This window comes from Pseudomonas sp. R1-7, assembly GCF_051132105.1.
Taxonomy (GTDB): domain Bacteria; phylum Pseudomonadota; class Gammaproteobacteria; order Pseudomonadales; family Pseudomonadaceae; genus Aquipseudomonas.
In genome coordinates this window covers 1084197-1097948 of the sequence record NZ_CP071661.1, presented here as the reverse complement: position 1 = coordinate 1097948, position 13752 = coordinate 1084197, and the positions used below count along the sequence as shown (strand labels likewise).

Here is a 13752-nt window from a genome sequence, read left to right as displayed (position 1 = left end):
TTCAAACCTAGCTCATCACACCCATGACCTTGGCTTTGGCCACTGCCTGTGTACGCCGTTGCACGCCCAACTTGCTATGGATGCGACGCGAATGGGTCTTCACGGTGTGCAATGAGATAAACAATTGTTCTGCGATCTGTTGGTTCGAATAACCTTGCGCAATCAACTCCAGCACTTCCAGTTCACGGTGACTGAGCACGGTTTCCTCGGCCACCGTCGATGGCGGGTCGAGGGGGTCGGCAGTTTGTGCCGCGTGCACCAGATCCGGTTGGCGCAGGCACAGCTCGCGCAGGGCTTGTTGCGCCCGCCGGCAGGCAACCCGTTCGAGCCCTTGTTGCAAAAGCTCGCGCGCCTGGTGACGATCGGCCGACAACCAGACGACCTCCGCCAATACCAGCAGCAGTTCGGTTTCCAAGGCATGCATCTCGCAGTGCTGTGCCTGGGCGATCATTTCCCTGAGTCGGGCCTGCGGCTCGTGCGCCCGGCCCAGATAGACTTCCGTCAGCACCAGCAAGTACTCCAGACGGGGAATCAGCTCCAAGGTCGCGGGCGGCGCATGCTTGGCCTGTGGCCCATGAAAATGCCGCAACACGCGGGTCAATACCTCATGGGCCAGTTCCGGTCGCCCCTGCTGCAACCAGAACTGACAGCTGACTTGCAGCAACACACCGCGGTATACCGTGTCGGGAATTTGCCGCTGTTGCATGGTCCGCTCGGCGTCGCGAAGCTGCATGAAGGCCTCGCCATAGTCGCCTTGGTTGGCGGCCAGGCTTGCCTTACCGAGAAAGCCATAGAGCACTTGCTTGTCCTGACTGCGCAAACCGGTCTCGAGGCCCGCCTGGAAGTGCTCGGCGGCCTGCTCGTCAAGCCCCATGCGCAACGCCAGGCGCCCCCGTCGCAAGGCGATACGGCCCAGCAATGCAGAAAAATCCTGCCCAGGCTTATCGAGCAATGCCTGGACCGCGCCCAGCAGGTGATCGGCCCGGTGGGGCGCGCCGCGCTGTTCCAGGATTTGCGCATGGTCCAATTCCAGTAGCCCTTCGAACACCAGCGAACCGCCGGCGCGCGCTACGCAAAGCGCCTGGCGATTGATCGCCTGCGCCAACGCCAGTTCGCCTTGAAGCAATGCCTGTTGTGTCTGTCCGATCAGGCACAGCACCTTGAGGGCCCAGGCCTCCGGATCCAGCCCGGCCAGGGCCTGGAGAAAATGTTCGCGAGCCTGGTCACCCTCGCCGCGCAGGTGCAACAACCAACCACGCAGCACCTCCCAACGGGCGACCAGTTGTCTCTGCTGACCGACCAGGGGATGTGGCATGAACCTGGCCAGTTGATCAATGCAGATTTCAGCCTGGTCAAAGCGGCCGGCGAAGAGCAAGGCCGTGGTGATCAGCCCTACCGATTGCGCGGTCCCCAGCGACAATGCTTCGCCCTGCTGGTCATGCAGGGCAAGCAGCAATTGGACGTTGCTGCCTTGCAGCACATGTTCGAAATTCAGGTGCTGCATGAAACTGACAGCGGTCTCGAATTCCCCAGCTTGCATGGCCTGCTCGAATGCCATGGGCCAGTCCTGTTCGGCCGCGAACCATTGGCAGGCCCGTCGATGCCAGGAGCGGCCTTGTGGCCAGGGCTCTTCGCGCACCAATCGCGCCAGGGGCGGGAAAATCCGCAGCCAGTCCGAGGAATCCTCCCACGGCTCGATGAAGCACCCCAGGTCCATCAGCAACGGAAGGCATTCGGCACCGACCGTATCGCCAAACAGGTGAGAGCAAAGCTGGGCATTGAACCGCGGCAGATGCGCCAGTACCCGCCAGGCCTGGGCCAGCTCCGGGGTCAGCGTACCGAACAGTTCGTATTCCAGATAATCGAGCAAGGTGCCGGCCCGGCCCGGCGCGGCGTGCCGGCGAGCCCATTCACAGCGCTCCAGCAGGGTGATGCGCACCCCGGCACACCAGCCGCCGCTACGCTGTATCACTTCCCGGGCCGTGCGCGCTGCCAGCGGACCGGGCAAGTGCTTCAGCAGTTGCTGGACATCGTCGCAAGAAAAAACCAGGGCCTGGGCGTCGAACTCGTACAGTTCGTCATCGAGCAACAAGCGCGGCCAGTTGCAATGAGGACGACGACGGCCGTTCAACCAAAGATGCAATGCAGGGCTGCTGGTGTTCAACAAACGGTCAAGCAGTTGGTCCAGCTCAGGATTGGCCACCCGGCAATAGTCATCCAGGAACAGCCACGTCGCAGATTGCAGGCGCGCCAGATGAGCCAGCAGGCTCGCCTCATCCGTCACCGGCAGCCCGAGGGCCTGCGCCAGGCTTTCGCACATTTGCGCGGCATTCATCGTCGCGCCGGCCAGGGGCAGCCAATGCACCCGGCACTCGGCGGGGGCCTGCAGGAAACACTCGGCGAACAAGGCGCTCTTGCCACTTCCCGCGGGTGCGCAAAGCAGTTTTACCCGCGCCTCGGAAGCCAGCAAAGGCTCGCTCAACGACCTGCGTGGCACGTGCGTCGACGACAGGCGAGGCAGCAGCCCTGGACGGTCCGGACACGGGGTCATGGCGGTCATTGCGAGGTCCTTTTTATTGTTGTTCCTTCACCCTAGACCTGTGTCGACCACCTTAGGAGAAATATTCAGCACGCTGATTGGCGCCCATAAAAAAAAGACCGGCAACTCGGTTGCCGGTCTTTTTTTTGCTGCCTTGCCAGGGGGATTACCGGACCCCGCTCGAACGCAACGCCGCCGGGGTGTAGTCGGCTGCACGAGCCTCGAAACCATACACGTAGGCGTGCTTCTCTTCGTTCTTCATACCCAGCGCGATGTAGCGGCCTGCGATGATGTCGTAGAGCGCTTCGAGGGTGTAGCCCGGGTTCTGGTGGTCGTAGTAGAACTGGGCATGCCCCTCGGCCACGCGCCACAACTGGCCGCGACCGTCGTAGTGGTCGACCAGCGCCGCTTGCCAGCTGTCCTCGTCGATGTACATGTGGCGCTTGGCGTAGATGTGCCGCTCGCTTGGCTTGACCGTCCCGACCACTTCCCAGACCCGATGCAATTCGTAGCGGGTCAGGTCCTGGTTGATGTGGCCGGCCTTGATCACATCGTCGTACTTGAGGCTTGGCGAATCGAGCTTGTAGCTGTTGTACGGGATGTACATCTCCTTCTTGCCAACCAGTTTCCAGTCATAGCGATCCGGCGCGCCGGAGAACAGGTCGAAGTTGTCCGAGGTACGCAATCCGTCGGCGGCAGTCCCCGGGCCGTCATAGGCCACTTGCGGGGCACGCCGCACACGGCGCTGGCCGGCGTTGTAGATCCACGCCAGGCGCGGCTCTTTCACTTGGTCGAGCGTCTCGTGCACCAGCAACACGTTACCGGCCAGGCGCGCCGGCGCGGTGACCTCCTGCTTGAAATAGGTCAGCACGTTGCTGGCTTTTTCCGGGTCGGCATCCTTGATCAGGAACGGCACGGCGATTTCTTCTTCGAAGCGGATCGGCGTGAAGCTGCCGTTGGTCTGCGGCGTGGCCTGGGTGATGACGCGCCGCAGGTTGCCGCCGTGATACCGAGTGATGTGGTTCCACAACACTTCCACACCGTTCTTCGGGATCGGGAACGCGTAGTAGCGGTTGCCGGTGAAATTGGCCAGGCCGTTGCCGTCGTTGATGGCGTTGACGTTAAGCGCGCTGCGCTTGGCCGACTCATAGACTTCCGGCGGCAGGCCGACGCTGCGATGGGTCGGGTAGACCGGAATCTTGTAGGTTTCCGGGTAGCGCTTGAACATCGCGACCTGACCGTCGGACAGCTTGTCCTTGTATTTGTCCACGGTCGCGGCGGTGATGGTGAACAGCGGTTTTTCATTGGCGAACGGGTCGGCCAGGAAGCCTTTGCTGTCCACGGCACCAGCGTTTTTCGGGATGCCGCCAGTCCAGGCCGGGATCGAGCCATCGGCGTTGCCGGCCTTCTCCGCGCCCAGTGGCGTGAGGCTGGTGCCCAGCTTGTTCGCTTCCTCCGGCGACACCGCCGCCATCACGTTCACGGCCAGCAGGCTCAGGGCCAGGGCACCGCATTGCAGGATCGTCTTGCGCATTGGGTTTTCCTTGTCAGCCAGATCAGAAGTTCACGCCGAAGCTCAACGCGAGGAAATCGCGGTCTTCGAGAACGTTGTAATCGCCGCCGAAGAAATCGGTGTAGCTCAGGCTGGCGGTGTAGGTGTTGCGGTAATCGGCATCGACGCCCACGCTGACAGCCTTGGCGCCCTCGTTGAACAAACCGTTGGGGCCATAGCCGGCCACGTCGTGAGACCAGGACACGTTGGGCTTGAAGTTCACCCCGGCGATGACGTTCGAGTAATCGAGAATCGCCCGGGCGCGGTAGCCCCAGGACGTCGAGGTGACGAAACCATCGGTATCGCCGCCGAAGCCGTACTGGCCGTAGACCGAATCGCGGCCATAACGCAGCTCGTTCTTCGATTCGAGGCCACCGACGTGCACCACCGCCGCCTCGCCCACCACGGTCAGGCGATCGGCGCCCAATACCTGGTCGAAGAAGTGGGTCAGGGTGCTCTGGACCTGGGTAACTTCCTTGCGGCGGTAGCCGGTGTTGTCGGCACCTGGCCGGGTGGCGATGGGTGACGCGGCGCCGCCGGCGATCGGATTCACCAAGGCGAGCGTCAAGTCGTTGGTATTGACCTGCACCGGAGCGTTGGGGCGGTAGCTGATTTCACCGGTCCACGCGGTGCCGGTGGGCAGCGTGGTGGAGAAGCTCGCGCCGTACAGGCGGATGTCCTCGGGGTACTCCAGGTAGTAGCCACCGCGACCCAGCATGACACTTTGCGCCAGGCCCGCGCCGCTGCCCGGCACAATGCCGTTGGCCGTCGCAACCATCCCCGGCAGGGCGGCCAGCGTAGAGAGGCCCGCCGTAGTGGTGCCCACGGTCGGCGTGCGGCTGTGGTAATTCATGAAATACAGGCCGTACTCGGTGTCGTCGCCGAGCCAGCGCAACGCCGTGCCCCACTGTCCGGAGTCCCGCGCATCGCGGTCACCGCCACGGGGAATGACGACGCCCTCGCTGGTCACCTGGATGCCTTGGCCGAATGCGTTGGTCAACGGTACGAACGGAGCAATCGCCGGGCTTCCCACGGTATAGCCGTCGGTGCAGCCGTCGGCAACCACGTCGTTGCCAAAGAAGGTGCCGCAGTTGTCCACGACGGTCTGGTCCCACTCCAACTGGTAGAAACCTTCGACCGTGAGTTTGTCGGTCAGGCCCTGGGAGGCGAACAACATATTCACCGGGATCAAGCCTTCCTTGATCTCCGCGCCGGGGCGACGGAACGCAGACACGTCCACCGGGTTGATGCTGTTGATGGAGTTGCCGATGAAGGTACTTTCACCCCAACTGACCACCTGCTTGCCGGCCCGCACCGTGCCTGGCAAATCGGCGATGGAGTAGTTGTGATAGACAAAGGCATCGAGGATCTGCGCGCCCGATGACTTGGCGCCCTCCTTGCGATTACTGTCGCTGATGTCCTTGAACTCACGGTTTTCGTCCTTGAGTTCGAAGTCATACCAATATTTGCCCCGCACGAACACGCCGGTATCGCCGTACTTGAGCTCCAAGTCGTGCAGGCCTTTGAAAATCTTCGAGAACGTCTCGCCTTTCCTGAAATTCAGTCGCCCATCGTCGCCGGTGGAGGACTGGCCTCTACCGCCGTTGACGGTACCGACCAAGTCACTGTCGGCATCGCGCATGCCCCAACTCGCGCCAACGGACAGCGAGGAGTCGAACTGCCCCTCGATTTCGCCAATGTTGAAAGAAACGGCCTGCGCCTGGGCACAGCAACCCAAGGCCACCGCGACGGCCAGCGCCTGCGGCTTGAAGATGGCGCGCATTGTTATTGTTGTCATGCGTCTTCCCCGGTGAGTGACAGAGCCTTCACCCTACTGCCGCGAGCCATGGGCGATAAGCGCACCAAGGGGGTATTCGCGCTGTACCTAGAAAGGATTACAGCCCATGCGGGACTGGCCTCTGCACAGCGCATGAACAGACTGGATGATGAATCATCAATGCCGCACATGGCGATCACGGTGCGTGTGACTGTTGCGCGCACTGCAACAGTGCATGTCCGGAACCGGGCTGTTTCCCGCAACGTCCGATCCCTATGCTGGCCGGGTTTGCAGGGCAACGGGCCTGCAAGCCCAAGTCGCCATGGCGTCCCCCGCGCCCGGCGCACCGTCATTCGGATGGATTGCGCATCAATCCATCGTCCCCGCGCACGACTGACGTTGATTTGTAGCTCCTTTGCAACGTCACGTTTAGGCCGCTGCGTTTTGCAGCGGCCTTTTTTATTTCTTGGTTGATTGAAGGAAACTTCCTCGCTTCCTACAACTTTGTCGGAATCTTTTTACCGTCCGGTTACATTAATAACGTATTGGCTGTTGTCTGCTCCTACAACGATGCCAGATCAGAGCTACGCGCAGACCAATAATTGATTGTTACGCTGAATCAATCGCCGCATATCGCTCCGATTTATTCAGCAGTGAGTCATTGATCATGCAAATAGACAACGCACGCTTTCGTTCAACAAAAAGTCATAACAGCCGCATTCGCTTTCTGATCTTTCATTACACGGCCGGCAACTTCGCCTCTTCCGTCAATGCATTAACAGGCCCTTCCGTCAGTGCTCATTACCTTATTCCCGACGTCGCTGACCCCACTTACCTGAAGCTAGGCTTCAAAGAACCGCAAATATTCAATCTCGTGGACGAAAACCAGCGCGCCTGGCATGCCGGCGTAAGCAGTTGGGGAAATCGCAGCAATCTGAACGACACTTCGATCGGCGTCGAAATCGTCAACCTGGCAACCGACAACCAAGGCCAGTTTATCTTTCCGCCTTATAAGGCCCAGCAAATCGAGGCGATCGAATACCTGGCTTTGGACATTCTCAAGCGATACCCGGACATCAGTCCAGTCAACGTGGTGGGGCATTCGGACATCGCTGCCGGACGAAAGAGCGACCCCGGCCCGATGTTTCCGTGGCACGGGCTGTATCTCAAGGGAATCGGGGCCTGGTTTGACGAGGCCACTCAGAAAACATTCATGCAGGCGTATCAAACCAACGGCATCCCACTTCGCGAACAGCTACTCGGGTTATTCAAGCGGTATGGCTATGACACTTCGGCGGCAACCACGGTCGTGGGTTTCCAACGACTCGTACGCGCCTTCCAGTTGCATTTTCGTCCGGCCAGGCATGACGGCGTGATGGACATCGAGACCGCCGCGAACCTGGCCGCCCTGGTAAAGAAGTACTTCCCGTGATCCGGTCGCCGCTGTCGGCGGCAACCGGCCTGGGCGACGAACCTTAAACGGCGTAACGCTGCAGGTTAGCCATCATTTCTTTCAAGGCTTCCAGATTGTCATTCGGGTGAACAGCGTCCTGGAAATCGCAGATCTGTTGCCAATGGGCGGCGACGTCCTCCGGCGAGAAGCCTTCGCGCGGGTCGAACCCTGCGCCAAGGCTGCGCTCCCAGCGCACCTTGCCCATCCAGCCGCCGCCGACTTCGAACAAGCCGGACGTTTCCTGGCAGGCTTCACTGGCCAGGTACACCACCAGCGGGCTGACCAGTTCGGGCTTGAGTTGCTCGAACACTTGCGGCGGGATCAGGCCTTCGGTCATGCGAGTGCCGCCGGTGGGGGCGATGGCATTGACGAAAATATTGTTCTTGCGCCCTTCGATGGCCAGGGTGCGGGTCAGGCCATAGAGACCCAACTTGGCCATGCCGTAGTTGGACTGCCCGAAGTTCCCGTAGATGCCGGACGTGGAAGCCGTGAAGATAACCCGGCCGTAATTCTGCTCGCGCAGGTGCGGCCAGGCGGCACGGGTGACTTTGTAGGCGCCTTCGACATGGACGCGGTAAACCAGGTCCCAGTCGGCGTCGTCCATTTTGTGAAAGGTTTTGTCCCTCAGGATGCCGGCATTGTTGACGACAACATCAACCCTGCCGAATGTGTCGAGGGCGTTTTGCACAAGCTTGTCGCCATCAGTAACAGAATCGTGGTTGGCTTCGGCGATGCCGCCTGCCTCGCGAATTTCAGCGACCACCCGATCCGCTGCCGAGGCGTTGGCCCCCTCGCCCTGCGCCGAACCGCCGAGATCATTGACCAATACTTTTGCGCCATGCCTGGCGAACAACAGCGCATGGGCGCGACCCAGGCCACCACCGGCACCGGTGACGATCACGACTTTATCTTCGAAGCGCACAGAATCATTCATGGGCAGAACTCCATCAGACCGATAGGACATTGGCACGAGTGTCCGGCACAAGTCGGCCGGTCACAATCAACAAGGGCGGGAGTGAATGGCAGGCAATAAGGTGAAGGGATGATGCAGCGGTTGCGCTATCTCGTCCCGGCGATAACCGTCAGGAACATGCCATTTGCCGGCAAGGCGCAGCGATCGCTTCGCGAAATGCCAGGTAGTGCTTGAGCACCTGCACTGGCGCTTCGGTGTGGGGGTAATGACCAATATCGGCTAACAACACCGTATCGGCGTTGGGGATCAGGGCCTGGTAACGCGCCACCATATGCGCGCCGGAAATCGGATCGAAAGCCCCGTCAATGACCCGCATGGGCACTTCACCACGCTGCATCGCCTTGACCCAACGGTCACGCTGCACGCGTCGTTCCGGGATATAGGCAATGAGCTTGTGCATGACCCGTGGTCCGCGATGGGTTTCGACCAGGCTCCAGTAATCATCCAGTTCGCTCTCGGTGGGGGCAGTCCACGGGCCGAAGATTCGTCGAAAACTCTTGGCCAGGCCATCCCTGGTAAAACCCCGGCCAATCAACCATCCCAAAGGGCTGAGCAAAAGTTTTTGCATCAGCACCGGACGATGGGTTTCCGGGAACAAGCCCCCATTGAGAAAGGTACAACTGGCAACATCGATGCGTGCCTCGCCATGTCGGGCGATGAGCTCCTGGGCCACGCTGTCGCCGTAGTCATGGGCCAGTATATGAACCGCTTGCGTCACGTTCAGATGCGCCAGCAATGCCTGTTGCAAATCGGCCTGTTCAAGAAGGCTGTAGACATGATCCACCGGCTTGGCGGAATCACCAAAACCGAGCATGTCGCAGGCAATCACCCGATAACGCTGCGCCAGCGGCTGCCACAGGTAATGCCAATCCCAACTGGCGGTCGGAAACCCGTGGATCAGCAGCAAAGGCTCGCCATGTCCTGCAACCCAGTACCGGATAGCATGGCCACGAAACATGAACGTCTGGCCGCGCTGTCGCCAGATGCGCAAGGGGATCTGGACCATGGGCATCAATTCTTGTAACTCGGATCTTGCAGGTCGAGTTTGCGCAGCAACGCCGGCCAAGCCAGCGCGCCTCCCATGCCCTGGGCGCTCCTCGTCACTCCGGCGACCATTGCGCGTGCACCGGCCAGGACCTGGGGCTCGATGGCGATCAACTCGGCACCGCCCGTCTGGGCCAATACCTGGATTTCGCAGGCCCGCTGGAAAATGAACATCATCAGGAACGTATCGGCGATGGTGCCGCCGCAGGTCAGCAGGCCATGGTTGTGCAACATGAGGAAGTTGTTCTCACCGAGGTCCGCTTGCAGGCGAGCTTTTTCGTCGGGATTGAGCGCCACCCCTTCATAAGGGTGATAGGCCAGGCTCGACAGCACGAATAACGACTGCTGGCTTATCGGGAGCACGCCTTGCTTCTGGGCCGATACCGCGACGCCGGCTGCGGTGTGGGTGTGCAGCACGCACACAACGTCGTGTCGCACTTCGTGGACCGCGCTGTGAATGGTGAAGCCGGCAGGGTTGATCTCGTAGGGGCTGTCCATCAATTTGTTGCCGGCCTGATCGATCTTCACCAAGCTCGACGCGCTGATTTCATGAAACATCAAGCCGTATGGATTGATCAGGAACTCTTGCGTACCGGGAACCTTCGCGGAGATGTGGGTGAAGATCAAGTCATCCCAGCCGTGCAGCGCGACAAGCCGATAACAGGCGGCGAGATCGACACGGGCTTGCCATTCGGCCGCACTGACCTGGTCTTTGATGCCGGCTGTCGATTGAAGGGACGCTACGCTCACGGCGGTGACCTCTGGCTTCTTGTTGGAGAAATATGTCCACGATCCTCATGAACAAGAAAACCAGTCTAGTCAGCTCCGGCGAGGGCGATAGTTGCCTTGGCAGCCAGCTTACTGGCCGAGCGAGTCAGAGGCCCGCTGCAGTTCTCCGATCAGTTTCTCCAGCCAGGGCTCGGCATCGGTCTCAGGTGTAACGCTTTCGCTGGCATCCAGGCGCAACATGGGCAGCACTTCACGCACGCCCAGCTCGCCGAATAATTCGCGCATCTGCTCGCCACCGCCGCAGAACGTGTCACCGTAGCTCGCATCCCCCAAGCCGATGACGGCGCCAGGCAGACCGCGGAACGATGCGGGCAACTGGTCTCGAATGGTCGAGTACAGCGGCACCAAGTTGTCCGGCAGCTCACCCATTCCCGTTGTCGACGTCACGGCCAGCAACGCTTGCGGTGCGAACGCTTGAATGTCCGCCAGGGTCGCCCGTGGATGATGGAATATTTCATAACCGGCATCACCCAATAGCTTGGCGGCATGCCGGGCAACTTCTTCGGCCGTGCCGTATACGGAGCCGGAAAGAATGGCGACTTTCATCAATCTGATCCTGAAGCTGATGGAGGGCAGGAATAGTAACAGGCTGCGCGCTAAAGCTGCGATTGACTCTCAACAACAGCTAATGGCCACTCGTTGGGCTTGGTTCTTTTAGAATGACGCGCATACTCGGCTGCTAAAAGGAGAGACTTCATGATCAATGCTCATCTGATGCAACTGGTGATCAACGCTTCGAACGATGGAATCGTTGTCGCCGAGAAGGAAGGCGAAGACAACATATTGATTTACGTAAACCCTGCATTCGAACGGTTGACCGGTTATGGTCGCGACGAAATCCTCTATCAGGATTGCCGGTTCCTGCAGTCGGGTGATCGCGACCAACCTTCCCTCGAATCTATCCGCATGACCTTGAAAGAAGGAGGCGCATGCAGGCAAATCCTGCGCAACTACCGTAAGGACGGCACGCCGTTCTGGAACGAGTTGTCACTGTCCACGGTGAAAAATGAAGCCGATGGCCATACTTATTTCGTTGGTGTGCAGAAAGACGTAACGGTGCAAGTGAAGGCCCAACAGCGCATTACCCAGTTGGAAGCGGAGTTGGCCGAAGCGCGGCAGACCATCGCTCGGCTCAATGCGACGAATGGCGAAAACAAAACGGCGAATTAGTGGTCAGTCACTACAATCACCAGTGAAAGTATCTTTTTTCGAGCATCCTATGCAGCGCGACAGCCTCCTGACCCAGGACGAACTGGACTTCATCCGGACCATGCAGCACAACCCGCAATTGAATGAGCGGGACGTCACGTCGAGCTTGCTGGTTAACGGTGGGTCGCAGATCCGTGATCTGTTGACACGTCTGGCCGCAAATGAACAGGTCACGCTGCAGGCTAATTTCGAAAATCAGCAGATGACCTTTCCGTTGCAACTGGTTGAAGATGAGTTCCACGCCATGCACCTTCGCCTCGGTGTGCCGAGCATCTATGAGGATGGACCGAAGATACGTCCCTGGCGCCTCGCTCTCGAGGAGCCGGTGGCGCTGGAAAATGCCCAGGGGCAGCCAGGGCCATTGTGGGTGCATGAGGTCTCTTGCAAAGGTGTACTGCTGGAAATCCGCAATCGCACCAAGCCTGCGAAGCAGTTCGCCCTTTGGTTCAGCCCGTCAGGCTACGAAAGGATTGCCTTGCGTGGCACGTTCGAAAGGGAAACCGATCAAGGCCTGTACGCTTATCACTTGAGCCAGCATGATCAGGACGAAACTGAACGGCTACGCCAATACATCCTTCAACAACATCGCCTGGCTCACCCTGCGATGCACCTCTAAGCCTGCCATCAGGTATCCAGGTTACCGTCCAGGAATTGACGCAAGCGCAGGCGCATTTCCGTTCCGTCGCTCCCCAGGCAACCAATTGATGAGCCCGCCAGGCTTTCCTGAGCCAGATCGGACGCCTCGCCAGCCAGAAACAGCGGGCAATCCAGGCCCATAGCCAACTTCTTCAGACGCTTGGGTAGCTCGGTGATCGGCGCGTGATTGGATACCAGCACCAATGCCAAAGGCTGGATCTTCTGGCAAACGAAGGTCAGCTCGTCAAAGGGCTGGCCGATAGTCAGAACCCGGACACCCACCTCTGCCTTGGACACGAAAAGCGCAGTCACCAGTAACTCAAGCTCCCGGCATTGGCTGGCGATCGAGCAGACCAGAACACGCCTGGCTAGCAGCTCGCGATTGAGCAGAAGCCGTTGCGCTACGCGCGAGCGCAGGAAAGCGTCATAGAACAGCCATTCGCTGGTCTGCCCGAACTCATGCCGGCGTTGCAGCAGTTCCCGCCAGAGCGGCATCAGGATTTCCTGGAAGACCACCGATACCGTGTAGCAGGAAAAAATCTGCCCGTAGACCCGGTCCAACTCCACATCATCGAAATTGCCGACCGCGTCCGCTACCTGCTGTTGCCATTGGCTGTAATCGGCGCGCACCAGATCGGGGGTAATCAACTTGGAGACCGGCTGCACCGATTCGGTCTTCGCAAGAATCTTTCCCACCTTGCTCACGGCCACCCCGCGCTCGATCCAAGCGAGGATACTGCGGACCTTCTCAACATCATCCAAGGAGTACAGGCGGTGCCCGCTTTCGGTGCGCGTGGGTTGGATCAGGCCGTAGCGACGTTCCCATGCACGCAACGTCACGGGATTCACACCGGTCAATCGCGCCACTTCACGAATAGGAAACAAGTCATCGCGCTTCAAGGCGCCTCGCGCCGAGAACACGGGAGTATCTTCGGTGATTACGCTCATTCCGTCGGTTTTCCCAACTGGAAAATTGGATCCCATAGTACCCCTTGTCAGCGGTGCACTGACAAGGGACAGCACCGGCCAATCTGTGGATTTGTGGTTTTGTGCTCGACTGGGAATAATCCTTGCCTGCCTCTTGTGACCAGACGCAGCCCTTACCCACGGGGCGTCTCAATAGCGAAGCTCCTATCCGGAGTAGCGCAACATGTAACATGGAGATACAAAATGTCTACCACCCCAGTCACTCTCATGGTGGCCCGCCGCGTCGCCAATGGATGTTATCACGACCTGATCGCGTGGTTGCGCGAAGGCGAACTGCTGGCAGCTGACTTCCCGGGCTATCTGGGCTCAGGCGTGCTCGCGCCACCGCCCGAAGACGACGAGTTCCAGATTATCTTCCGATTTGTCGACGAGCAGACCCTTCACGCCTGGGAACATTCAGCCTCGCGCACGGCCTGGCTGGGGCGCGGTAGCGAACTGTTTGCCCATCCATCCGAGCACCGGGTACGCGGTATCGATGGCTGGTTCGGCGCGGCCGGCCAACGCCCGCCACGCTGGAAACAGGCGGTGGCGATCTGGCTTGCGTTCTTTCCGGTTTCGTTATTGTTCAATTTTCTCTTGGGACCGTTACTCGGCGAACTGGGCCTGTTGAGCCGGGTGTGCATCAGCACGCTCATCCTGACGCCACTGATGGTCTATTTGTTTATTCCGATGTCGACCCATTTATTGGCGAGTTGGCTGGCGGGCGCACCACAACGGCCGTTACCGTCCACGCAGAATCGTTGAACCAACGCCCCCGGCGAAAAACGGACGGAGCGCTGGTCTCGCCTTTGCG

12 protein-coding genes are annotated in these 13752 nt (G+C 59.7%); 4 read left to right on the top strand and 8 right to left on the bottom strand.

The features are described 5' to 3' along the window. Positions 1-7: 7 nt before the first annotated feature. The 3 genes from J3P79_RS04830 to J3P79_RS04820 form a co-directional block, all read right to left on the bottom strand. A complete protein-coding gene (locus J3P79_RS04830; RefSeq protein WP_434608585.1) occupies positions 8-2560 on the bottom strand; it encodes a LuxR C-terminal-related transcriptional regulator in 2553 nt (850 codons plus the stop codon). Positions 2561-2705: 145 nt separating this feature from the next. Further along, the gene (locus J3P79_RS04825) at positions 2706-4073 is read right to left on the bottom strand and encodes a DUF1329 domain-containing protein (RefSeq protein ID WP_045156871.1); all 1368 of its coding nucleotides are present in this window, start codon (positions 4071-4073) and stop codon (positions 2706-2708) included. A 22-nt stretch (positions 4074-4095) separates the two neighbouring features. Beyond that, entirely contained in the window at positions 4096-5889 is a 1794-nt protein-coding gene (locus tag J3P79_RS04820) for a DUF1302 domain-containing protein (protein ID WP_434608583.1), read from the bottom strand. 646 nt (positions 5890-6535) lie between these two features. Here J3P79_RS04820 and J3P79_RS04815 point away from each other — a divergent pair. Continuing rightward, positions 6536-7300 (top strand): N-acetylmuramoyl-L-alanine amidase, encoded by a 765-nt coding sequence (locus tag J3P79_RS04815; RefSeq protein WP_434608581.1) that lies wholly within the window; start codon positions 6536-6538, stop codon positions 7298-7300. Positions 7301-7343: 43 nt separating this feature from the next. On the opposite strand, the gene J3P79_RS04810 is transcribed toward J3P79_RS04815, so the two are convergent. The 4 genes from J3P79_RS04810 to J3P79_RS04795 form a co-directional block, all read right to left on the bottom strand. Further along, a complete protein-coding gene (locus J3P79_RS04810) occupies positions 7344-8255 on the bottom strand; it encodes an SDR family oxidoreductase (RefSeq protein WP_434608579.1) in 912 nt (303 codons plus the stop codon). 148 nt (positions 8256-8403) lie between these two features. Continuing rightward, complete coding sequence (locus tag J3P79_RS04805) at positions 8404-9306, bottom strand: alpha/beta fold hydrolase (RefSeq protein WP_434608577.1); 903 nt, start codon at positions 9304-9306, stop codon at positions 8404-8406. Then, positions 9306-10088 (bottom strand): class II aldolase/adducin family protein, encoded by a 783-nt coding sequence (locus J3P79_RS04800; protein WP_434608574.1) that lies wholly within the window; start codon positions 10086-10088, stop codon positions 9306-9308. Before J3P79_RS04800 ends, J3P79_RS04805 begins: the two co-directional genes overlap by 1 nt. Before the next feature lie 108 nt (positions 10089-10196). Further along, positions 10197-10673: a flavodoxin gene (locus J3P79_RS04795; RefSeq protein WP_434608571.1), complete on the bottom strand. Its 477-nt coding sequence runs from the start codon at positions 10671-10673 to the stop codon at positions 10197-10199. Between the two features lie 150 nt (positions 10674-10823). Between J3P79_RS04795 and J3P79_RS04790 the strand changes: the two genes are divergently transcribed. Together J3P79_RS04790 and J3P79_RS04785 are read left to right on the top strand one after the other, a co-directional pair. After that, a complete protein-coding gene (locus J3P79_RS04790) occupies positions 10824-11297 on the top strand; it encodes a PAS domain-containing protein (RefSeq protein ID WP_434608568.1) in 474 nt (157 codons plus the stop codon). 49 nt (positions 11298-11346) lie between these two features. After that, on the top strand, positions 11347-11952 hold the full coding sequence (locus J3P79_RS04785) for a hypothetical protein (protein ID WP_434611355.1): 606 nt from the start codon (positions 11347-11349) through the stop codon (positions 11950-11952). 8 nt (positions 11953-11960) lie between these two features. Here J3P79_RS04785 and J3P79_RS04780 read toward each other — a convergent pair whose 3' ends face one another. Next, positions 11961-12920, bottom strand: coding sequence for a MerR family transcriptional regulator (locus tag J3P79_RS04780; protein ID WP_434608565.1), 960 nt, complete (start codon positions 12918-12920; stop codon positions 11961-11963). Positions 12921-13142: 222 nt separating this feature from the next. On the opposite strand from J3P79_RS04780, the gene J3P79_RS04775 reads away from it, so the two are divergent. Further along, positions 13143-13703, top strand: a complete 561-nt coding sequence (locus J3P79_RS04775; RefSeq protein WP_434608563.1) for an antibiotic biosynthesis monooxygenase — start codon at positions 13143-13145, stop codon at positions 13701-13703. The last annotated feature ends 49 nt before the right edge of the window (positions 13704-13752 follow it).

Excerpts from the sequence above, each read along its gene's own strand:
- J3P79_RS04830 (WP_434608585.1), bottom strand. The coding sequence starts at position 2,560 with ATGACCGCCATGACCCCGTGTCCGGACCGTCCAGGGCTGCTGCCTCGC.
- J3P79_RS04825 (WP_045156871.1), bottom strand. The coding sequence starts at position 4,073 with ATGCGCAAGACGATCCTGCAATGCGGTGCCCTGGCCCTGAGCCTGCTG.
- J3P79_RS04820 (WP_434608583.1), bottom strand. The coding sequence starts at position 5,889 with ATGACAACAATAACAATGCGCGCCATCTTCAAGCCGCAGGCGCTGGCC.
- J3P79_RS04815 (WP_434608581.1), top strand. The coding sequence starts at position 6,536 with ATGCAAATAGACAACGCACGCTTTCGTTCAACAAAAAGTCATAACAGC.
- J3P79_RS04810 (WP_434608579.1), bottom strand. The coding sequence starts at position 8,255 with ATGAATGATTCTGTGCGCTTCGAAGATAAAGTCGTGATCGTCACCGGT.
- J3P79_RS04805 (WP_434608577.1), bottom strand. The coding sequence starts at position 9,306 with ATGCCCATGGTCCAGATCCCCTTGCGCATCTGGCGACAGCGCGGCCAG.
- J3P79_RS04795 (WP_434608571.1), bottom strand. The coding sequence starts at position 10,673 with ATGAAAGTCGCCATTCTTTCCGGCTCCGTATACGGCACGGCCGAAGAA.
- J3P79_RS04790 (WP_434608568.1), top strand. The coding sequence starts at position 10,824 with ATGATCAATGCTCATCTGATGCAACTGGTGATCAACGCTTCGAACGAT.
- J3P79_RS04785 (WP_434611355.1), top strand. The coding sequence starts at position 11,347 with ATGCAGCGCGACAGCCTCCTGACCCAGGACGAACTGGACTTCATCCGG.
- J3P79_RS04780 (WP_434608565.1), bottom strand. The coding sequence starts at position 12,920 with ATGAGCGTAATCACCGAAGATACTCCCGTGTTCTCGGCGCGAGGCGCC.
- J3P79_RS04775 (WP_434608563.1), top strand. The coding sequence starts at position 13,143 with ATGTCTACCACCCCAGTCACTCTCATGGTGGCCCGCCGCGTCGCCAAT.